The sequence below is a fragment of the Streptomyces sp. NPDC033174 genome (genome assembly GCF_055577795.1).
Genome location: NZ_JBVIPQ010000008.1, coordinates 65,777 through 85,978, shown reverse-complemented (window position 1 = coordinate 85,978; position 20,202 = coordinate 65,777). Strand labels below are relative to the sequence as shown.

21 protein-coding genes and 1 pseudogene are annotated in these 20,202 nt (G+C 70.7%); 10 read left to right on the top strand and 12 right to left on the bottom strand.

The genetic code is table 11. The features are described 5' to 3' along the window. Positions 1-14: 14 nt before the first annotated feature. Positions 15-374 carry an NADH-quinone oxidoreductase subunit A gene (locus tag ACZ5VC_RS24685; protein ID WP_030494815.1) on the bottom strand — a complete coding sequence of 120 codons (360 nt, stop codon included), beginning with the start codon at positions 372-374 and terminating at the stop codon, positions 15-17. 702 nt (positions 375-1,076) lie between these two features. Between ACZ5VC_RS24685 and ACZ5VC_RS24680 the strand changes: the two genes are divergently transcribed. After that, positions 1,077-1,892, top strand: coding sequence for a C40 family peptidase (locus ACZ5VC_RS24680; RefSeq protein ID WP_469122219.1), 816 nt, complete (start codon positions 1,077-1,079; stop codon positions 1,890-1,892). A gap of 290 nt (positions 1,893-2,182) precedes the next feature. Here the strand turns inward: ACZ5VC_RS24680 and ACZ5VC_RS24675 are convergent, their stop codons facing one another. After that, positions 2,183-3,466 (bottom strand): geranylgeranyl reductase family protein, encoded by a 1,284-nt coding sequence (locus ACZ5VC_RS24675; protein ID WP_469122218.1) that lies wholly within the window; start codon positions 3,464-3,466, stop codon positions 2,183-2,185. A gap of 136 nt (positions 3,467-3,602) precedes the next feature. Beyond that, a complete protein-coding gene (locus ACZ5VC_RS24670; protein ID WP_469122217.1) occupies positions 3,603-4,298 on the bottom strand; it encodes a demethylmenaquinone methyltransferase in 696 nt (231 codons plus the stop codon). Positions 4,299-4,437: 139 nt separating this feature from the next. Here ACZ5VC_RS24670 and ACZ5VC_RS24665 point away from each other — a divergent pair, with 139 nt between their 5' ends. Further along, positions 4,438-4,968, top strand: coding sequence for a SigE family RNA polymerase sigma factor (locus ACZ5VC_RS24665; RefSeq protein WP_469122216.1), 531 nt, complete (start codon positions 4,438-4,440; stop codon positions 4,966-4,968). Between the two features lie 39 nt (positions 4,969-5,007). Next, entirely contained in the window at positions 5,008-5,787 is a 780-nt protein-coding gene (locus tag ACZ5VC_RS24660; protein WP_469122215.1) for a hypothetical protein, read from the top strand. A gap of 143 nt (positions 5,788-5,930) precedes the next feature. Here ACZ5VC_RS24660 and ACZ5VC_RS24655 read toward each other — a convergent pair whose 3' ends face one another. From ACZ5VC_RS24655 to ACZ5VC_RS24645, 3 genes are all read right to left on the bottom strand, one after another. Next, on the bottom strand, positions 5,931-6,584 hold the full coding sequence (locus ACZ5VC_RS24655) for an imidazolonepropionase-like domain-containing protein (protein ID WP_469122214.1): 654 nt from the start codon (positions 6,582-6,584) through the stop codon (positions 5,931-5,933). Between the two features lie 7 nt (positions 6,585-6,591). Further along, complete coding sequence (gene mqnC / locus ACZ5VC_RS24650; protein WP_469122213.1) at positions 6,592-7,791, bottom strand: cyclic dehypoxanthinyl futalosine synthase; 1,200 nt, start codon at positions 7,789-7,791, stop codon at positions 6,592-6,594. A gap of 76 nt (positions 7,792-7,867) precedes the next feature. Further along, positions 7,868-9,505 (bottom strand): serine/threonine-protein kinase, encoded by a 1,638-nt coding sequence (locus ACZ5VC_RS24645; RefSeq protein WP_469122212.1) that lies wholly within the window; start codon positions 9,503-9,505, stop codon positions 7,868-7,870. A 173-nt stretch (positions 9,506-9,678) separates the two neighbouring features. Here ACZ5VC_RS24645 and ACZ5VC_RS24640 point away from each other — a divergent pair, with 173 nt between their 5' ends. Beyond that, positions 9,679-10,734 (top strand): alpha/beta hydrolase, encoded by a 1,056-nt coding sequence (locus ACZ5VC_RS24640; RefSeq protein ID WP_469122211.1) that lies wholly within the window; start codon positions 9,679-9,681, stop codon positions 10,732-10,734. Positions 10,735-10,749: 15 nt separating this feature from the next. On the opposite strand, the gene ACZ5VC_RS24635 is transcribed toward ACZ5VC_RS24640, so the two are convergent. Then, positions 10,750-11,643, bottom strand: coding sequence for a menaquinone biosynthetic enzyme MqnA/MqnD family protein (locus tag ACZ5VC_RS24635; RefSeq protein ID WP_469122210.1), 894 nt, complete (start codon positions 11,641-11,643; stop codon positions 10,750-10,752). 272 nt (positions 11,644-11,915) lie between these two features. Here ACZ5VC_RS24635 and ACZ5VC_RS24630 point away from each other — a divergent pair, with 272 nt between their 5' ends. Next, complete coding sequence (locus ACZ5VC_RS24630; RefSeq protein WP_003967102.1) at positions 11,916-12,119, top strand: cold-shock protein; 204 nt, start codon at positions 11,916-11,918, stop codon at positions 12,117-12,119. A gap of 107 nt (positions 12,120-12,226) precedes the next feature. Here the strand turns inward: ACZ5VC_RS24630 and ACZ5VC_RS24625 are convergent, their stop codons facing one another. Then, positions 12,227-13,921 carry an AMP-dependent synthetase/ligase gene (locus ACZ5VC_RS24625; RefSeq protein ID WP_469122209.1) on the bottom strand — a complete coding sequence of 565 codons (1,695 nt, stop codon included), beginning with the start codon at positions 13,919-13,921 and terminating at the stop codon, positions 12,227-12,229. A gap of 95 nt (positions 13,922-14,016) precedes the next feature. Between ACZ5VC_RS24625 and ACZ5VC_RS24620 the strand changes: the two genes are divergently transcribed. Together ACZ5VC_RS24620 and ACZ5VC_RS24615 are read left to right on the top strand one after the other, a co-directional pair. Next, positions 14,017-15,018 (top strand): AraC family transcriptional regulator, encoded by a 1,002-nt coding sequence (locus tag ACZ5VC_RS24620; protein ID WP_469122208.1) that lies wholly within the window; start codon positions 14,017-14,019, stop codon positions 15,016-15,018. A 168-nt stretch (positions 15,019-15,186) separates the two neighbouring features. Then, positions 15,187-16,341, top strand: coding sequence for a lipase family protein (locus ACZ5VC_RS24615; RefSeq protein WP_469122207.1), 1,155 nt, complete (start codon positions 15,187-15,189; stop codon positions 16,339-16,341). A 57-nt stretch (positions 16,342-16,398) separates the two neighbouring features. Here the strand turns inward: ACZ5VC_RS24615 and ACZ5VC_RS24610 are convergent, their stop codons facing one another. Further along, a complete protein-coding gene (locus ACZ5VC_RS24610) occupies positions 16,399-16,764 on the bottom strand; it encodes a cupin domain-containing protein (protein ID WP_469122206.1) in 366 nt (121 codons plus the stop codon). 85 nt (positions 16,765-16,849) lie between these two features. Between ACZ5VC_RS24610 and ACZ5VC_RS24605 the strand changes: the two genes are divergently transcribed. From ACZ5VC_RS24605 to ACZ5VC_RS24595, 3 genes and pseudogenes are all read left to right on the top strand, one after another. Then, a complete protein-coding gene (locus ACZ5VC_RS24605; protein ID WP_469122205.1) occupies positions 16,850-17,251 on the top strand; it encodes a DnaJ family domain-containing protein in 402 nt (133 codons plus the stop codon). A gap of 64 nt (positions 17,252-17,315) precedes the next feature. After that, entirely contained in the window at positions 17,316-17,822 is a 507-nt protein-coding gene (locus tag ACZ5VC_RS24600; protein ID WP_469122204.1) for a mycothiol transferase, read from the top strand. 105 nt (positions 17,823-17,927) lie between these two features. After that, positions 17,928-18,160, top strand: a pseudogene (locus ACZ5VC_RS24595) (DUF397 domain-containing protein); the annotation flags it as partial. 108 nt (positions 18,161-18,268) lie between these two features. Here ACZ5VC_RS24595 and ACZ5VC_RS24590 read toward each other — a convergent pair. The 3 genes from ACZ5VC_RS24590 to ACZ5VC_RS24580 all read right to left on the bottom strand — a co-directional run bounded on the left by ACZ5VC_RS24590 (position 18,269) and on the right by ACZ5VC_RS24580 (position 20,140). Beyond that, positions 18,269-18,595 (bottom strand): hypothetical protein, encoded by a 327-nt coding sequence (locus tag ACZ5VC_RS24590; RefSeq protein ID WP_469122447.1) that lies wholly within the window; start codon positions 18,593-18,595, stop codon positions 18,269-18,271. 213 nt (positions 18,596-18,808) lie between these two features. Next, the gene (locus ACZ5VC_RS24585; protein WP_469122203.1) at positions 18,809-19,396 is read right to left on the bottom strand and encodes a hypothetical protein; all 588 of its coding nucleotides are present in this window, start codon (positions 19,394-19,396) and stop codon (positions 18,809-18,811) included. Positions 19,397-19,513: 117 nt separating this feature from the next. Then, on the bottom strand, positions 19,514-20,140 hold the full coding sequence (locus ACZ5VC_RS24580) for a TetR/AcrR family transcriptional regulator (protein WP_469122432.1): 627 nt from the start codon (positions 20,138-20,140) through the stop codon (positions 19,514-19,516). Positions 20,141-20,202: the final 62 nt, after the last annotated feature.

The window sequence follows — 20,202 nt, the reverse complement described above, 5'->3', positions numbered from 1 at the left end:
TGCCCCTCAGCCCCTCAGTCCCATTCCAAGCCGCCGCGTCGCCACACATACGCGTAGGCGACGAAGACGGTGAGCACGAAGAGCAACATCTCCACGAGCCCGAAAAGCCCCAGGGCGTCGAAGGTGACCGCCCAGGGGTAGAGGAAGACGATCTCGATGTCGAAGACGATGAAGAGCATCGCCGTCAGGTAGTACTTGATGGGAAAGCGGCCGCCTCCGGCCGGCGTGGGTGTCGGTTCGATACCGCACTCGTACGCCTCGAGCTTCGCCCTGTTGTACCGCTTTGGGCCGATAAGCGTGGCCATGACCACGGAGAAGATCGCAAACCCTGCGCCGAGGGCACCGAGCACGAGGATGGGCGCGTAGGCATTCACGCTCCTCGCTCCTTCCAGTCGTCCTTGACCGTTGGACCGCACCGGGCCTTCGTCTCGCCGCCTCGGAAGATCACGTACATGTGAGGCAGTTCACAAGCCCGACTGCTTCGCATCCTATGCCCGTGGATCTGTGATCTGCGACACGGGGTACGACAACGACTTTGTGATCTCCACCACCTGGCGAAGGATCATGAATTCGGATGAACGGTGATCTTCATACAGCAAGTAGCCGAGTGGCCGCGATACGTGACATCGAGCGGTGTTACCGCTGGTCGGGGCGGTCTTGCCCTATCAAGCGATGGCGGGTACAGGCAAATTGGAAATGGACTCGCCCGAGTGATAAGGGAACTCGCCTCACCCGGGCGAGGGGCCCGGCGGACGGAGGTGGACGCGTGCGCGCGTTCACGAACCTCCGCACAACCTCCACGCCCCTCGCGCGGTGACCTTCCTGTGACCTGTGCCACTTCCGTCGGGCGGCGATAAAAGCGGGCTTGGCCACCGGTGCGAACGGGTGGTAAGCGAACGGCAATTCGGACCTTTCGCGGAAAACCCGTGATCAAGCCCATGATTGCCCCTGTCCGGATTGCCCGTTACGGCGTCAATAAGGGCGCCAGGAAAGCGGATTAGGCCGTTCCGGACGTAACTGTGGCGCAACCCACGTTTCTTGAAGGGAACCGCGAAGCCCTGATAGCGGTTGTTCTCATGTCCCAGACCGCTCACATACCCAGCCACCGGAAGCCTCGCCGCAGCGCCTCCAAGCTCGCGCTCCGTGCCGGAGTTGCCGGTGGCGTCCTCAGCACCATCGCGGTGGCCGGTGCCGCCGGACCGGCGAACGCCGACCCGGTGACCGAGACCATCGAGATGCCCACCCTGACCGACTTCGACGCGAGCCTCGCCGGCACCGTCGCCGCGTCGGCCGAGGCGGCCAAGCAGGGCGCGCTCGACCTCGAGCTGCGGGTCTCCGAGAACGAGGCCGCCGCCCAGGCCGCGAAGGACGCCAAGACGGCCAGGGCCGAGGCGGACCGCAAGGCCGAGGCCAAGCAGAAGGCCGAGGCGAAGGCACGCGCCGAGGCCAAGGAGCGCGCCAACCGGTCCTCCGCGCGCACCACGCTCTCCGCCTCCGCGGACTCCGAAGGCGGCTCCTTCAGCGACTCGGTCGCCACCGGCTCCGCCGCCGCCGTGGTCGCCTTCGCCCGCGCCCAGCTCGGCGACGCCTACGTCATGGGCAGCACCGGCCCCAACTCCTGGGACTGCTCCGGTCTCGTCCAGGCCGCGTACCGCCAGGCCGGCATCGACCTTCCCCGGGTCTCCGCCGACCAGTCGAGCCGGGGCACCTCCGTGTCGCTCGACAACCTGCAGCCCGGCGACATCCTCTACTGGGGCAGCCGCAGCAACTCGTACCACGTGGCGATCTACGTGGGCGGCGGCAAGTTCGTCGGCGCGCAGAACTCCAGCACCGGCGTCGTCGAGCGCTCGCTGGACTGGGACCAGCCCTCCGGCGCCGTCCGCATCCTCTGACCGACCCGCACACGCACCACCGCACAAGCACCGCGTACACGCTGAAGGGCCGTCGCTCCCCTGCCGGGGGAGGACGGCCCTTCGCGGTGTGCGGGACGGCCCAGGGCGCTCCTGGCGGCGCAGCGCCTCGGCCGGCTCGATCCGCGAGGCCCGCCACGCGGGAATGACCCGGCGGACGGCCGAGATCCGGCACGAGATCAGGCACTGCGTCTGATCCCCGCGTCATGACAGAGCCCCCGGCGGCGCGACGTCGGGGGCTCTGTCATGTCCGGCTGGTCCGGGTCCGGGCGTCAGGCCTTCGGCGCGACCTTCGAGAGGCCGTTGATGATGCGGTCCATCGCGTCGCCGCCCGTCGGGTCCGTGAGGTTCGCCAGCATCTTCAGGGTGAACTTCATCAGCACCGGGTGGGTCAGGCCCCGCTGGGTCGCGATCTTCATGACCTTCGGGTTGCCGATCATCTTCACGAAGGCGCGGCCCAGCGTGTAGTACCCGCCGTAGGTGTCCTTGAGGATCTTCGGGTAGTTGTGCAGGGCCAGTTCGCGCTGCGCCGGGGTCGCCCGGGCGTGCGCCTGGACGATGACGTCCGCGGCGATCTGGCCCGACTCCATGGCGTACGCGATGCCCTCGCCGTTGAACGGGTTGACCAGACCGCCCGCGTCACCGACGAGGAGCAGGCCCTTGGTGTAGTGCGGCTGGCGGTTGAAGGCCATCGGGAGCGCCGCGCCGCGGATCGGCGTCGTCATGTTCTCCGGGGTGTAGCCCCAGTCCTCGGGCATCGAGGCGCACCAGGCCTTCAGCACCTCGCGCCAGTCCAGCTCCCTGAACGCGGCCGAGGAGTTGAGGATGCCGAGACCGACGTTGGACGTCCCGTCGCCCATGCCGAAGATCCAGCCGTAGCCGGGCAGGAGCCGGTCCTGCGGGCCGCGGCGGTCCCACAGCTCCAGCCAGGACTCCAGGTAGTCGTCGTCGTGCCGGGGGCTGGTGAAGTACGTGCGTACGGCCACGCCCATCGGCCGGTCCTCACGGCGGTGCAGGCCCATGGCCAGCGACAGCCGGGTGGAGTTGCCGTCGGCGGCGACGACGAGCGGCGCGTGGAAGGTGACCTCGCGCTTGTCCTCGCCGAGCTTGGCGTTCACGCCGGTGATGCGGCCCGTACGGTCGTCGATGATCGGCGCGCCGACATTGCAGCGCTCGTACAGCCGGGCCCCGGCCTTCTGGGCCTGGCGGGCGAGCTGCTCGTCGAAGTCGTCGCGCTTGCGGACCAGTCCGTAGTCCGGGTAGCTGGCGAGGTCGGGCCAGTCGAGCTGGAGCCGGACACCGCCCCCGATGATCCGCAGGCCCTTGTTGCGCAGCCAGCCGGCCTCTTCGGAGATGTCGATGCCCATGGCGACGAGCTGCTTGGTGGCGCGCGGGGTGAGACCGTCGCCGCAGACCTTCTCCCGGGGGAACGCGGTCTTCTCCAGGAGCAGGACGTCGAGTCCGGCCTTGGCGAGGTAGTACGCGGTGGTGGAGCCGGCCGGGCCTGCCCCGACGACGATCACATCCGCGGTGTGCTCGGAGAGGGGCTCGGTCACGGCGGGGTCTCCCGAAGACTCGACGATTTCCGTGCCGGACGGCACAGGACACAGGCAGTCTATGGGGGCCGGGGCGGGCGTCCGACGGCGGACCGGGCCCGCTCCTGCCGCCCGGGCGGCAGGGCCCCCGGTGGTTCTAATTCTCCTTGAAGCCCCGGTGCAGCGCCACGACGCCGCCCGTCAGATTGCGCCAGGCCACCTTCGACCAGCCCGCCTTCTGGAGCAGGCCGGCCAGCGTCGGCTGGTCCGGCCAGCTCTGGATGGACTCGGCGAGGTAGACGTAGGCGTCGGGGTTGGAGCAGACCGTGCGCGCCACCGGCGGCAGCGCCCGCATCAGGTACTCCTCGTACACCGTCCGGAACGGCGCCCACGTGGGGTGCGAGAACTCGCAGATCACGACCCGTCCGCCGGGCTTGGTGACCCGGTACAGCTCGTCGAGCGCGGTCTGGGTGTCCTGGACGTTGCGCAGACCGAAGGAGATCGTCACCGCGTCGAAGACGTTGTCGCGGAACGGCAGCCGGGTCGCGTCGCCCGCGGTCAGCGGCAGCCAGGGGTGCCGCTTCTTGCCCTCCCGCAACATGCCGAGCGAGAAGTCGCAGGGCACGACATAAGCGCCGGCCTCGGCGAAGGGCAGCGACGACGTACCGGTACCCGCGGCCAGGTCCAGGACCTTGTCGGCCGGGCGGGCGTTCACCGCCTTCGCGACCGCCTTGCGCCACAGCCGGGCCTGGCCGAGCGAGATCACATCGTTGGTGAGGTCGTACTTGGCCGCCACGTCGTCGAACATCGAGGCGACTTCGTGCGGCTGCTTGTCCAGGGATGCTCGGGTCACCCGGCCATTGTGGCAGCCGCTCCGCGAGCGGCCCGCAGGCACTCCCCGGGAGCCCCGGCCGGTCCCGGGAAATTTCCTTTCAACCTTTTCCTCACGAGCGCACTCAAGGATGGGTGACAGAGCTGACGAAGGGAGCGAGATGCCGGCACCGCACGGCTCGGACGACGGGTTCGAGGAATTCGCCCGTTCCGCGCAGACGCGGCTGTACCGCACGGCGTATCTGCTCTGCGGCAACGCGGAGACCGCCCGTGATCTGACTCAGACCACCCTCGCCAAACTCTTCCAGCACTGGCGGCGGGCCGGCACGGCCGAGCACCCGCACGCCTACGCCAAGACCGTTCTCACCCGGACGTTTCTCGCCGAACGGCGACGCGGACTGCGCGATCTGCTCGCCTTCACCAAGACCGGAGGGCTCGGCCCCGCGCCCGCGGCGGAGCACACGGACCTGCGGGTCACGCTGCTCGCCGCGCTCGACGAGCTCCCATCCCGAGCCCGCGCCATGGTCGTCCTGAGGTATTGGGAGGACTTGAGTGTGGAGACCGTCGCCTCGCTTCTGCGCTGCAGCGAGGCGACGGTCAAAAGCCAGTGCTCGCGTTCACTGGCCAGGCTCCGGGACCGCCTCGGCGAGGCACACATCTACGCCACCGACCACCACGCCATCGGAAGCTGAGGCCCCCGAGTGGATGACGAAACGATGCTCCGACGGGCCATGGACCGTACGACCCAGGAGCTGCCACCCCTTCCCGATCTCGCCCCCGTCGCCGTGCTCCAGGGCCGCAGGCGGCGGGCCCGCGCCCGGCTGACCGTCGCCAGTGGAGTCTTCGGCACGGTCACCGCGGCCGCGCTGGGGCTCACCCTGCTGCCCGGTGCCGGAGCCGGGGTCACCATGCCGGCCGCGCCGCCGGTCGCCTTCCCTTCGGCGTACCACACCCCCGTGAAGCCGGAGCCGACGCCGGGCCAACAGGCGCCGGAGAAGGTCTCCGGCGACGAGAGCGACCGCCGCGCCGCGTTCCAGCAGCAGGTGGCTGCCCTCCTCGACGAGCTGCTGCCGGCGTCCGTGGCGGACATCCGTCCGGTGGAGGGCGAGGTCTCCGCGTACCGGATCACCTCGGGCGGCCGGACCTTCCCGGTGACCCTGTCCATCCGCCCGGCGGAGGGCGAGCCGCTCCAGCCGTGCCAGAACATCCCGTCGAAGAGGACGACCTGCGAGAAGGTCGCCCTCGACGGCGGCCGGACGGCCCAGGTGGGCGCGACGGCCGTCAACGGCCTGGACACCCTCGGCTCCCGGGTCGTCCTGGCGTACGGCAGCAGCCACGTCCTGCTGGCCGTCGACCCGTCGGAGAAGACGGGGAGCGCCACGGCGGCCGGCGCGCCCGTATCGCCGGAACAGCTCCTGACCGTCGTACGGGACTCCCGCTTCACCGATCTGGTCAAGTACGCGGACGAACAACCGGTGCAGAGGAAGAGCGACCCGGTCCGGGGGGGCTGAGGGTCCGGAGGGAGCGAGTGACGTTCCGGGGGGAGCGTCAACCGCGCTGCCCGGCGGGCCCGCCCGTGGCGGCACCGGCTCGGCGCCGTCCTGCGGGACGCGGCCGCGGGCGGGGCGGACCCCGTCGGCGCGTCCGGGCACCGCTACCGGCGGCGGTACACGAGCCGGCCGCCGAGGACCGTCGCCACGCAGCGGGCCGCGCCGCCGGCCGAGAGGTTCTCGTACGGGTCGCCGTCCACCGGGACGTCGAAGACGGCGAAGTCCGCCTCCGTACCGGGGACCGCCACGGGGATCAGGAACGCGTCCGCCACCGGCCGCCCGGCGAACGGGTCGAGCGACGGCGTCCCTCCGGGGTCGGCGAACCGCTGCTCCTGGCCCAGCCCGACGCGGGTCACGGCGTCGACCACGGGCGCCTTCCAGAGGTCCCCCGCGACCGCCACCGTTCCGTGCGCCAGCATCCTCTGGGCCCCCCGGCGGGCGCTCGCGCCCCACCGTGCGTCCGTCATGCCGAGCGCGGCCAGCGCCTCGCCGGTGATCGGCTCGGTCCCGAGCTCGTCCGCCTCGCGCGGGTCGGGGTGGTAGGCCTGCTCCAGCAGCTCCGGGCCGTACTGGTTCACCAGCCCCGGCGTGAGGATGCCGGGCCAGCGGCGCACCCGGGCGTCCGGGTGGGCGGCGGCCAGCTGCTCGTACGGGCCGACGGCCGCGATCTCCCGGCCCCGGACGGCGACCGCGCCACCCGGCACGGGTGCGCGGCCACCGCCGGGAAGCAGCAGCTCCGCCGTGTGAAGTGTCAGCACTCGGACGTCAGTTGGCGTTCAGGAGCTTCAGCTCCGGGTGCGCCGTGCCACCCGCGATCGCCGTCGAGGAGATGTGGGAGACCACCCGGTCGTCGACCGGGTCGTTCGCCGGGTCGTCGTGGACGACGAGGTGTTCGTACGTCGTCGCGCGCTGCGCCGGGACGCGGTCCGCCTTGCGGATCAGGTCCATGATCTCCTGGCGGTTGGAGCGGTGCTTGGCACCGGCCGAGGAGACGACGTTCTCCTCCAGCATGATCGAGCCCAGGTCGTCCGCGCCGTAGTGCAGCGACAGCTGACCGGCCTCCTTGCCGACGGTCAGCCAGGAACCCTGGATGTGCGCGATGTTGTCGAGGAAGAGACGCCCGATCGCGATCATCCGCAGGTACTCGAAGATCGTGGCCTGTGTGCGGCCCTTGAGGTGGTTGTTCTCGGGCTGGTACGTGTACGGGATGAAGGCCCGGAAGCCTCCGGTCCGGTCCTGTACGTCGCGGATCATGGAGATGTGCTCGATGCGCTCGGCGTTGGTCTCGCCGGTGCCCATGAGCATCGTGGAGGTCGACTCGACGCCCAGGTTGTGCGCGGTCTCCATGATCTCCAGCCAGCGCTCGCCGGACTCCTTGAGCGGGGCGATCGCCTTGCGCGGCCGCTCGGGGAGCAGCTCGGCGCCGGCGCCCGCGAAGGAGTCGAGGCCCGCCGCGTGGATCCGCTGGATGGCCTCCTCGACGGACACCTTGGAGATCCGGGCCATGTGCTCGACCTCGGAGGCGCCCAGCGAGTGGATGACCAGCTGGGGGAACTCCTTCTTGATCGCCGCGAAGTGCTGCTCGTAGTACTCGACGCCGTAGTCGGGGTGGTGGCCGCCCTGGAACATGATCTGGGTGCCGCCGAGCTCGACGGTCTCCGCGCAGCGGCGCAGGATGTCGTCGAGGTCGCGGGTCCAGCCCTTGTCCGTGTCCTTGGGCGCCGCGTAGAAGGCGCAGAACCTGCACGCCGTCACACAGACGTTGGTGTAGTTGATGTTGCGCTCGATGATGTACGTCGCGATGTGCTCCGTGCCGGCGTACCGGCGGCGGCGCGCCGCGTCGGCCGCGGCGCCCAGCGCGTGCAGGGGCGCGGAGCGGTAGAGGTCGAGCGCCTCTTCGGGGGTGATCCGGCCACCCTCGGCGGCACGGTCCAGGACGGACTGGATGTCGGCCTTCTCGGTCACCGGGTGTCCCTTTCGGCGGGTCTGCGGACGGACCGAACCAGCCTACGCCAGGGGACCCGGTCGGCTTCCGGCCCCCTCACCGGGCCCGCTCCAGCGTGGCGCGCGGGTTGCCCGCACGGGCCTCGTCGGAGGTGTACTCCAGCTTCCCGCCGGCCCGCCGCAGCGTCACGGTGTGGGTGTCGCCGGTGCAGGAGTTGCCGGCCTTCTCGCTCGCGCTGCCCTGGGCGGTCAGCTCCTTCGCCGTCGCGCCGCGCAGGACGAGGTTGTCCTCGCAGGTGAGGTTGCCGAGCGCGTCGAACTGGTTGACCGTGCCGATCTTCTCGCCGGACCTGCCCGCCCTGATCTCCACGGTGAAGGTCCCGGCGGCGATCTCGCTGCCCAGGAGGCTGACCTTGAAGGGCCCCTTCCAGGTGCCGATGAACGCTTGCGGGACGGCGCCGGACGGTGTGGCCGCGGCGGATGCCTTCGGTGAGGACACCGGGCGCTCGCCGTCTGCCCTGTTCACGTCCTTGCCGCCCGGCAGCAGGTCGAAGAGGAAGGCGCCGCCGACCGTCACCGCCGCCAGCGCCCCGGCGACGGCGAGCGCGACCGTGCAGCTCAGCTTGCGGCGACCGGCGGTGACGGCGACCGACAGCCGGCCGTCCGGCGCGGTACGGGGCGTGGGCACCGCGTCGGCGGCGTACGGCCCCGGGAGCGGACCCGGCACCGGAACGGACATCGGGCCGGACATCGGGCCGGCCGGCTCGACCGGCGGCCCGAACACCCCGACCGCCGGACTGCTGAACGGAACCGGCCCCGACGCCACCGGGTCCCCCGCCACCGGCTCCAGGTCGAGAAGCGCCACCGCCGCCCGGCTGACCTCCTCCACCAGCGCGCCGGGCAACCAGCCGCCGGCGACCAGCGCCGCCGCGCCCTGGGGCGCGAGGCGCCGGACGATCTCCTCCGGAGCCGGGCGCGCGCCGGGGTCCTTGGCGAGGCAGGCCCCGACCAGCTCGCGCAGCTCGCCGCCGAGCGCCCCGAGTTCGGGCTCCTCATGGACGACCTTGTAGAGGAGGGCGGCCGACGAGTCGCCGGGGAAGGGCGCGGCCCCGGTCGCCGCGTACGCGAGCACGGCCCCGAGCGAGAAGACGTCGGCCGCGCCGCTCGCGGCGCCGCCGAGGATCTGCTCGGGCGACATGTAGCCGGGCGAGCCGACGGAGACGCCGGTGGTGGTGAGGGAGGCGGTCCCTTCGGTGGCCCGCGCGATGCCGAAGTCGATCAGCCGGGGGCCGTCGAGGGTCAGCAGGACGTTGGACGGTTTCACATCGCGGTGGACGAGTCCCAGGGCGTGGACGGCCGTGAGCGCCTCGGCGAGCCCCGCGCCGAGGGCCCGTACCGAGCGCTCCGGCAGGGCTCCGTGCCCGGCGACGGCCTGGCTCAGCGGGGGTCCGGCGACATAGGCGGTGGCGACCCAGGGCACGGGCGCGTCCGGGTCGGCGTCCAGGACCGGCGCCGTCCAGGCGCCGCCCACCCGCCTGGCCGCCTCGACCTCGCGGCGGAACCGGGCGCGGAACTGCTCGTCGAGCGCGAAGTGCGGATGGACGACCTTGACGGCGACGGTCCGGCCGCCCTCGCTGCGGGCGAGATACACCCGCCCCATGCCGCCCGCCCCGAGCCTGCCCAGGAGGCGGTAGGCGCCGATGGTCCGCGGTTCGCCGGCTTCGAGCGGCTGCATTGGTTCTCCCCCTCGGACCCCCGGGTGCGCGTCCGTCCTTGTCGCAGCGTAGAGCCCGCGTGGGCCGGATCACTGCGATTGCCCCCGACACCGGGTCAACCGATCGGGCCGCGCGTCACTCTTCCGTTCCGTAATCGCACCTCTTGTGCCGGATCCCCACTCGGAGTTACGCCATGAACCGCCTGCCAAAGGCCCTCGTAGCCGCCGTCGCTCTCGGCTCTCTCACGCTGGTCGCGGGCTGCTCCGGGGAGGGCGACCCGGTCTCCTTCGACGGCCCCAGCCCGTCCGCGCCCGCTTCCGGCCCGGCGCGGACGCCGGGCAAGGCGCCCGCGGGCCAGGACCGGCCGGCGGTGAAGACGCTGATGCCGACGGGCCCCAAGGCCGAGTTCCGGACGCAGAACACCATCGACGACGGCACGAAGATCGGCGTGACGACCCTGGAGGGGAAGAAGTCCGGCTTCACGGGCAAGGTCTGGGTGTGGGCACCCCCGCAGTACTTCGATCCGAAGTACGCGAGCAGTGGCTTTCCGGTGCTGATCGCGCTTCCGGGCGGCAACGGGTATCCCAACAACTATTGGATGGGTACCGACTTGAAGCTGCAGAGCAGCATCAGCCAGTGGTCGCGGGAGGGAAAGAGCCTTCCGTTCATCGTCGTGATGCCCGTGCTCAACCCTGACGCCAAGCACTACTACGACGGCAGTGATATTCCGGGACAGCCGAAAATGGGCACCTGGATGACCGAGGACGTCCCCGATTTCGTGAAGGCCAATTTCCGGACGTTCGAGTCGCGGGACGGCTGGGCGTTCATGGGCTCTTCCTCGGGCGGCTTCGTCGGTCTGAAGTCCGTACTGAAGCACCCGGACAAGTTCAAGGCCGTGATCGCCTCGGGCCCCGACACCGTGCCGGATTCCCCGCTCTGGGCGGGTCATGAGCAGGAGAAGCAGGCGAACAACCCGGAGAAGCTCGCCAAGGCCCTTGCCGCAGGCCCCGCGGGCAAGGGCGGGGAGAAGGACAAGGAGGTCTATCTGGCTTTCCAGATCGGCAGCAAGGAGTCCGGTCTCGGCAGCCTGAAGGCGTTCATCAACAACTACGGCAAGGGCCCGGTGAAGACCCGTCTCCAGGTCATCCAGGACGGGCGGCACAACGCCAAGACGTATGTGCGCGGCATGGGCGACGGCTCGATCCAGTGGATCAGCGAGCACATGCAGGCCCCGATCCCGGCGCCCTGAGGCCTGCCCGCCTCCTCACCCCCGCCCGTCGCGCGGCGCCTGCTCGGCGGCGAGGAGCTCGACCCGTACGTCCGCCGGATAGCCGGTCGTCGGCCCCGTCCGGCGGGCGAACTCCCGTACGCCCGCGAGCTGCTCGGGGCCGAAGCGGAAGTCCAGCGTTGTGAAGTAGCGCTCCAGGAGCTCGGCGTCGAAGGCCTCCCAGCGGGCGGCCTGCTTGGAGACCTTGGAGACCTCCTCCAGGGAGAGGTCCCGCGAGGCGAGGAAGGCCGCGTGGGCCTTCCGTACGACGTCGGGCTCCCGGGCCAGGTAGTCCTTGCGGGCCGCCCAGACGGCGAAGACGAACGGCAGCCCCGTCCAGTCCTTCCACATCAGCCCCAGGTCATGGACCTGCAGACCGAGCCGCGGCGCGTCGTGCAGCGAGGCGCGCAGGGCCGCGTCCCCGATCAGTACGGCCGCCTCGGCCTCCTGCATCATCACGCCGAGGTCCGGCGGGCAGGTGTAGTAGTCGGGCACGACGCCGTACCGCTCGGCGAGCAGCAGCTGCGCGAGCCGTACGGACGTGCGCGAGGTGGATCCGAGGGCGACACGGGCCCCGTCCAGGTCCTCCAGCGGCCGCTGGGAGACGATCACGCAGGACATGACCGGGCCGTCGCAGCCGACGGCGATGTCGGGGAAGGCGACGAGATCGTCGGCGTTGCGCAGGTACTCGACCAGGGTGACCGGTCCGATGTCGAGATCGCCGCGGATCAGCCGCTCGCTGAGCTTCTCCGGGGAGTCCTTGGTCAGCTCCACGTCGAGGAGCGTCCCGGTGCGTGCGAGGCCCCAGTAGAGGGGCAGGCAGTTCAGGAACTGGATGTGGCCGACGCGGGGCCGGCTCGGACGATCGCCGGGCGTGAAAGAAGTGTCCACATCGCGAGGCTAGTCCCGTCTCGATGGGTGGACCTCCCCGGGGCCGCCGAGGAGTCCGTCCGTCAGCACATCAGAGGCACGTCAAACGTGTGAGTGACGTGATCTTTCCCTCTAGTGCGTCCCACATCCTGCGTGCTACGCTCATCGCAAGTTGCAGTTTGGTTTCCCTTGCAGTACAGAGCCTGCGGAGCATGTAACCCGCAGGCTTTTGTAGTTTTCAGACTTGTTTGCAGGTTCTGGAGCAGGGCAACCCTTTGGCCCAAGGAGGGCTTATGGCTACCGGAACCGTCAAGTGGTTCAACGCTGAAAAGGGCTTCGGCTTCATCGCCCAGGACGGCGGCGGCCCGGATGTCTTCGTCCACTACTCCGCGATCAACGCGTCCGGGTTCCGCTCCCTCGAGGAGAACCAGGTCGTGAACTTCGACGTCACGCAGGGCCCGAAGGGTCCGCAGGCGGAGAACGTCACCCCGGCCTAAGTTGCCCGGGTCGGCGATCGCGCACGGCTGAGAGCAGTACCCAAGGAGCCCCCTCCGTACGTGTACGGAATGGGGCTCCTGCCTTTTTTCCGGACCGGGAAAGGCGCCTAGGTCGTGTAGAGCTTCTCGATCTCGGCCGCGTACCGGTCCAGGACCGCCCGGCGGCGGACCTTCAGGGTCGGGGTGAGCACCCCGTTCCCGACGGTGAAGTCCTCGTCCAGGACCGTGTACGCGCGGATCCTGGCCGGCCGGGAGACCTGGGCGTTCGCCGCGTCCACCGCCTCCCGCACCAGGTCGCGGACCGTCGCCGGGTCCTTGTCCCGGACCTCGTCCGCGTCCAGCGTGATGAGGGCCACGGGGTAGGGCCGGCGGTCGCCGACCATCACCGCGTGGGAGACGACCGGGGACCGCTCGATGGCGAGCTCCACGTGCGAGGGCGTGAGGTTCTTGCCGGAGGACGTGATGATCAGGTCCTTCTTGCGGCCGGTGATCGTGAGGTAGCCGTCCGGGTCCAGCGCGCCGAGGTCCCCGGTGTGCAGCCACCCGTCGGGGTCGATCGCCTCAGCGGTGGCGGCCGGGTCGTTGTGGTAGCCGGGAAGGACCATCGGCCCGCGCGCCAGCACCTCGCCGTCCTCGGCGATGCGCACCTCGCATCCGGTGACCGGCCGGCCCACGGTGCCGTAGCGCACGGCGCCCGGGTGGTTGAGCGAGATCACCCCGCCGGACTCGGTCATGCCGTACCCCTCGAAGACCCCGATGCCGCAGGCCCGCAGGAAGTCCAGGGTCGCGGGTGCGATGGGCGCGGCGCCGGTGAGGGCCCACCGCAGGCGCCCGCCGAACGCCGCCCTGACCAGGCCGTAGAGCTGCTGGTCGGCCTTCCCGTACGCGCCCCGCAGCTCGTCCGGCAGCCTGCCCTCGGCGGCGAGGACACCGATCCGTACGGCCTCCTCCACGCTCTCCCGGCCGCCCTCCCGGGCCTCCGCCAGCGACAGCACGGCGCTGTGCACCTTCTCGAACAGCCGGGGCACGGACGGCAGGTGGGTGGGGCTCGCCTCGGCGAGCTCTCCGACGACGTCCTCGACGCGCCCGCCGAAGTAGCTGAGCTCGCCGCCCTGGAGAAGGGTCGTGTACTCGACGAGCTGGGCGAGCAGGTGCGCGAGCGGGAGGTAGAGATAGGTCCGGTCGCCAGGTCCGCCCTCGATGAGGGGGAGGGTGGCGTCCTGCACGGCCCCGATGTTCCCGTGGGTCAGCCGGCAGCCCTTGGGCGGGCCGGTGGTGCCGGAGGTGTAGACGAGGGCGGAGTCGTCGGCGGGCCGGACGGCCCCGGCCCGGGCGAGGAGCGCCTCCAGGGGCACCTCCTGCGGCAGCGCACGCAGGTCCCCTTCCATGAGCACCACGTGCCGCAGCGCCGGGAGCCCTCCGCGCAGCCGCTCCACCCGTTCCGCCTGGGCTCCGTTCTCCGCGATCAGCACCGAGGTGCCGGAGTCGGCGAGCACCCAGGCCACCTCCTCGTCGCCCGCCGTGGGATAGACGGGTACGACCACCGCCCCCGCCGCCAGCGCCGCGAAGTGGGCGTACGTCCACTCCAGCCTGGTCTCCGCGAGGATCGCCACCCGGTCCCCGGGGCCGACCCCGAGACCCATCAGGCCCCTTCCGATCTCGCGTACGGCAGCCCGCAGCTGGGCGTACGAGACGCTCGCCCCCGCGGACCGGAGCGCGGGCAGGTCCCCGTACCGCTCCCCCGCCCACTCGGTGAACACCGCAAGCGTCTGAGGTCGCCCGTGCAGTCCTTGTCCCGTCATGCACCCGACGGTAGGGACGCATCCGGTCCCGGCGGGATGACGGAAAACGTCACCCCCGCTGACCCCGCCGCTCAACCCCGCTACCGTCGTTGACCATGGCCAAGCGGACGATCACCGTGCACCATGTGCGGGCCCTGCTGCGCGGCGCCCGCCGGCACGGCCTCGACACCGCGCCTCTCCTGCAGGCCGCCGGGATCCCGCCGCTGCTGCTCGGGGACGACCGGGCGCGCGTCACACCGGACCAGTTCGCGCTGCTCTTCCGGGCGCTGTACCGGGCGACGGACGACGAGTTCCTGGGCCTCGGCTCCGCCCGCAGCCGCCCGGGGACGTTCGCCATGATGTGCTACGCCTCGCTGGGCTGCCGCGACCTGGGCGGCGCCATCGAGCGGGGCACCACCTTCTACGGACTCTTCCCCGGCGGGCCCGACCTGCGGCTCGAACCGGGCGCCACCGAGGCGGTGTTCACCGTCCGGAACAACCTCGAGGGCGACGAGGACCGCTTCCTGACCGAGTGCCTGGTCATCATCTGGCACCGCCTGTGCAGCTGGCTCATCGGCCGCCGCATCCCGCTGCTGCGCGCCGGGTTCGGTTACCCCCCGCCGCCCCACAAGGACGCGTACGAGGAGCTGTTCGGCTGTCCCGTGCACTTCGGCGCCCCGGTCACCGGGGTCGCCTTCGACGCGCACTGGCTGGCCGCGCCCCTCGTGCGCGACGAGGACGATCTGACCCTGATGCTGCGCCGCTCGCCCTTCGAGCTGTTGAGCCGGCGCGCGTACGGCACGACCGTCGGCGAACAGGTCCACCGCGCCCTCGCCCGGGCGCTCCAGTCCTCGCCCCGGCTTCCCTCGCTCGGCGAGCTGGCGGTACGACTGGCGGTCAGCCCGGCGACCCTGCGCCGCCGGCTCCAGGAGGAGGGGACCTCCTATCAGCGGCTGAAGGACGCGGTCCGGCGCGACGCCGCCATCGCGGGGCTCGCCGAGGGGCACGAGCCGATCGCGGCGATCGCCGCGCGGCTCGGGTTCTCGGAGGACACGTCGTTCCACCGGGCGTTCCGGCGCTGGACGGGGACGACCCCCGGCGCGTACCGGGACCGGTGAGCACGGTCGGTGTCACCCTGCCGGTGAAGCGGGGGCCCGCGCCGCCGGTGAGGCGCGGTCGGTGAAGCGCGGTCAGTGAAGCTGAGCTTCCCGGTCAGCTCCGTACCTACTGGTCAGTCACTACGGTCTCCCCAACTGCCCACCCCCACCACAGCATTGGGAGCCGCAATGCGTGTACGCACCGGAGTGCTGGCCTGCCTGGCCGCGCTCACCCTCTCGGCAGCCACCCCCGCCGCAGCGCAGGAGGCCACCACCACCGACACCACCCGCCCCGGCGACCTCGTCGGCGTCCAGGACTCCTCCTTCCACCCGCTCCCCGGCCAGCCCACCCTCACGAAGGCATGGAAGATCCACTACCGCTCGACCACCGCGTCCGGCGCCCCCAACGTCGTCTCCGGCACGGTGATCGTTCCCCAGGACGGCCGCACGGGACCCCGCCCGCTCATCACCTACGCCGTCGGCACGGTCGGCCTCGGCGACTCCTGCGCCCCCAGCAACGGCTTTCCGACCGGGACCACCATGGAGGCCAATCTCATCCAGCAGCTCACCTGGCGCGGCTGGGCCGTCGTCGTCACCGACTACGAAGGCCTCGGCACCCCCGGCGAGCACACCTACACCGCCGGTCGCGCGGCCGGACACTCCGTCCTCGACGCCGCCCGCGCCGCGCTCCGCCTCCCCCAGGCCGGACTGACCGCGTCCTCCCCCGTCGGGATCATGGGCTACTCCCAGGGCGGCCAGGCCTCCAGCTGGGCCGCCGAGCTGCACGACTCGTACGCCCCCGAGCTCAACGTGAAGGGCACGGCCACCGGCGGCGTCCCCGCCCAGCTCGACAGGCTGGCCCCGGTACACGACGGCTCGTACGGCTCCGGCCTGCTCTTCATGGCCGCCGCCGGACAGGACGCGGCCTTCCCCGAGCTCAAGCTCGACTCCTATCTGAACGCCGCCGGCAAGGCCCTCGTGGGCTTCTTCCGGAACAACTGTGTCGCCATCGACACGGCCGTCGGCTCGTTCAAGAAGATCTCCGACCTGACGGTCAGGAACCCGCTCACCACCCCCGAGTGGCAGAAGCGGCTGCACGAGTCGGACCTCGGGACACACGCGCCGGACCACCCGGTGTACCTCTACCACGCACTCGGTGACGAGCTGATCCCGTACGCGCTGGGCGACCAGCTCCGCAAGGACTGGTGCGCCCGCGGCGCGAACGTGAAGTGGCGGGCCATCCTGCTCGGCGAACACATCTCCGGGGTCATCACGGAGGCCACGGCGGCGCAGAACTGGCTGGCCGACCGCTTCGCGGGCCGCCCGGCGGACGGTACCTGCTAGCCCCGGCCGCCACGTGCCCGCGCTGCCGGTACCCGGCCGTGCGGGCCGCTCCGGATTTCAGCCCATGGCGGCCTTGACGTGATCGATCACGGTCCGCATGTCGCCCGTCGGGGAGAAGTCGACGTACTCGCAGTCCTCCAGGGCCTCGGGAACGTGTCCGGGCGGCCAGTAGAAGGCCTGCCCCGCCTCGTACACCTCGTCGCCCGTGGCGGTCCTCATCTTCAGCCGCCCCTTGAACAGATAGCCCCAGTGCGGGCACTGGCAACGGTCGTCCGGCAACCCCTTCACGGCCGGTCCCATGTCCGTGCCCTTGGGGAACCGCACGAAGGCGACGGTGAGGTCTCCACCGAGCTCCTTCATGCGCAGCTCCACACCGCCACCCTCGATCTCGACGGGCGTGTCGTTCCGTGTCGTCGCCGTCATGCTTCCTCCTCGTCCCCCGTCGGCCCCCTTCCAGCTTGGGGCGTACACCTGCGCGGTGCGACACGGGCGCCGTAGGCTTGAACACATGACCGAACGCAAACCCCCCGGCGTCAGCTTCGAGTCATTCGTGGACAAGCAGATCCGCGAGGCCGAGGCGCGCGGCGAGTTCCAGCGCCTGGCGGGCTTCGGAAAGCCGCTCTCCGACGACACCGCCCCGTACGACGAACTCTGGTGGATCAAGGGGAAGTTGCACAGTGAGGGCGTCTCGGTCCTGCCGCCCGCGCTCGCGTTGCGCAAGGAGGCCGAGGACGCCCGGGAGGCGGTCGCGAAGGCCGCGACCGAGGCGGCCGTACGACGCATCCTCGACGGGGTCAACGAGAAGATCACCGCCGCGATCCACCGCCCGCCGCCGGGCCCACCGCTGAATCTCCAGCCGTTCGACGTGGACGCGGCGGTCGACGCGTGGCGCGCGGCGCGGGATCTGTAGCCGCCCCCTCACTCTTCGTAACATGCCCGGTGGTACACGTCCCACCACACCGGAGGAATGGCGCATGAAGACCGCAGACCTGCTGACAGACGCGTTCGGACGCATCCAGGAGGCCGTCCACGGCGCGGTCGAGGGGCTGCCCCCGGAGGATCTGGCCGCCCGGATCGACGACGAGGCGAACTCCATCGCCTGGCTCGTCTGGCACCTGACCCGCATTCAGGACGACCATGTGGCCGGCGTCGCGGACCTCGACCAGGTCTGGCTGGCCCAGGACTGGGCGGCCCGCTTCGACCTGCCGTTCGCGAAGAAGGCGACCGGATACGGCCACAGCAGCAAGCAGGTCGGCGAGGTCCGGGCCACCGAGGAACTCCTGCTCGGCTACTACGACGCCGTCCACGAGCAGACCCTCGCGTACGTCGGCGGGCTCACGGACAAGGCCCTGGGCCGGGTCGTGGACGACGCGTGGGACCCGCCGGTCACCCTGGGCGTCCGCCTGGTCAGCGTGATCGCGGAGGACAACCAGCACGCGGGCCAGGCGGCCTTCGTCAGGGGAATCCTGGAACGCCGCTAACCCTCGCCTCATCACCGACCCGGAAGACGCATCTACACCGAGCGCTATGGGATCACCCGGGCAAAGGCACTCACGCCACAGGAGTCCCTGGCGTGGGTCGAGAAGATGCTGGGAGAGCCATGGAGACCACCGGAACTCGCCTGGTTCAAAAGCAGTCACAGCAGCTCCGAATGGGGCAACTGCCTCGAAGTCGCCTACGACTGGCACCAAGCTACAGCGACGGCGAAGGCGGCAACTGCGTCGAGGTCGCCACCCACCCCACCGCCGTCCACGTCCGGGACTCCAAGAACGTCGACGGCCCCGTGCTCACCCCCACGCCCTCCACCTGGGCCACCTTCACCAAGGCCCCGCCCAGCCAGTCGTGCCGAACGGGACCGTTGGTTCTGGACACGGAAGGGCGGCTCCGGACTCGCGTCCGGAGCCGCCCAGTGAGCCGGCCTCAGCCCTTAGAGCAGACCGCCGGTGAGAAGCCCGGTCAGGATGCCGCCTTCATTCGACGAGTCGGCACTGGCCGAACTGGCGGCGGAGCCGCTGCCGCAGACCTGCGACACGGCCGCGGCCTGCGCCGGGCCGGTGCCGAGGACCGTGATGTTGAGGTGCGAGAGGTTGATGAGGCCGGATGAATCGTTGCTGATATCCACCCGCTGGTCGCACTCGAGGCCGTTGCCGCCCCCGGTCTTGTGGCCGTTGGTGGCAGAGGCAACGGAGGCCCCGAACATGGTGACAGTCCCGACCATGGCAGCCACGAGAACCGCCTTGCGAAGCTTGTGCACTACATCTCCACTTCCGTCTGAGTCGACGTGATCCGTTGTCGAGCGATTCGTGCGGATGTGGACGCTAGGCGCGATTTGTGCCCTTCACCCTGCAACACGCCGAGTCGCTCACGGCAACCCCGACATCATCACCCGTGTGCCTCAGCCCACGGCGGCCGAACTGGGTACGCCCGCGTGGGACCCACCGCCGGGCGAACCCCCCGGGGGGGACCCCTACGCGTCCGGGTTCTGACCCTCCGCCGTCGTCTTGATCCGGTCGATCTGGAGCTTGGCGAGCGACTGGTAGTCCGGCTCCTCCTTGAGGTCGCTGCCCGTCACCCGGACGACTGCCGCGCCTATGCGCATCAGCACCTCGGTGTCGTCCGCGCCCTTGAACGCCTGCGTCTCGTCGGCGCCCGCGTCCACCTCCAGCTCCTTCAGCGAGCTGCCGGCGTCGTCGCGCTCCTCGACCACCAGGCTCTTCATGGCCGCCGACGCGTCCTCCGGGGTGTGGAAGCTGTAGATGATGAACTCCACCTCCCCCTCGCCGCCCTCGGGATCGATGTCCGTCCCGCCCACGGACGACAGTCCTCCGCAGTTCGACTCGGTGTGGCTCTCGCAGGCGTCGAGGGCCTCCTCGCCGACCTCTACCTTGACGTCGCTGCCCTCCCAGCCCTTGGGCGTGCCGGCCTTGCTGACCAGAGCCGTACGCACCTGGTCCGGCGCCAGGACGATCGGATCTCCGGCCCCGCACGCCGTGAGCGTCGTCAGCGCCGCCACGAGCGCCGAGCCCGCCGCCATCCCCCGTACTGCCTTGAACACCCTCAACACCTCGTAGTCGTAGATCCGTTTGGCGTGGACACTTAAGCCCATGCGGCCCGGGACTGCCAACTGAGGTCCAGAAAGGGGACGTTCAACAGCGTTCAAGAGGGTCCCGGCTCAGCGGGGGGACCAGCGCTTCCCGTCCATGAGGTTGCCCAGTCCCGCCCAGGCGAAGTTCATGAGGGTCGCGGCCGCCTCCTTGGCGGTCATGCCCGGCGTCTCGTTCGCCCATCCGGCCAGCGACTCCGCCGCCCCCACCAGCGCCTGGGCGAGGCCGGCAACATCGCGGTCGGCCAGGTCGGGCGCGCGGTCGGTGCGGTGGTGGGTCTCCTTGGCCGCCGCCCCGATCAGTACGGTCACGAACGCCACGACCTCGTCGCGCATCACCATGACCTCGGTGGTGAACGGCTCGCCGTGGGTGCGTGCCTGACGGTGCAGTACCGCCCATCCGTCCGGGTTCTCCGCCGTGTGCCGGAAGAAGGCCGCGAGCCCGGCCCACAGCTGCCGGTCGGCGGGGAGGCCGGGCTCGACGGCCCCGCGCACCGCGTCGAGGAGCGCGGCGGCCTCCCGGCGGATGCACGCGGTGAAGAGGTCCTCCTTGGAGTTCAGGTAGAGATAGACCAGCGGCTTTGAGACTCCGGCCAGTTCGGCGATCTCGTCCATCGACGCGGCCCGGTACCCCCGCTGTCCGAACGTCTGCACGGCGGCGTCCACCATCTGCCGCTCGCGGACCTCGCGCGGCATCCGCTTGGCCTTCGTCGCACTCACCTGGACTTCCCTCCACCCCCCGCAGTCCTGCTCTGCGG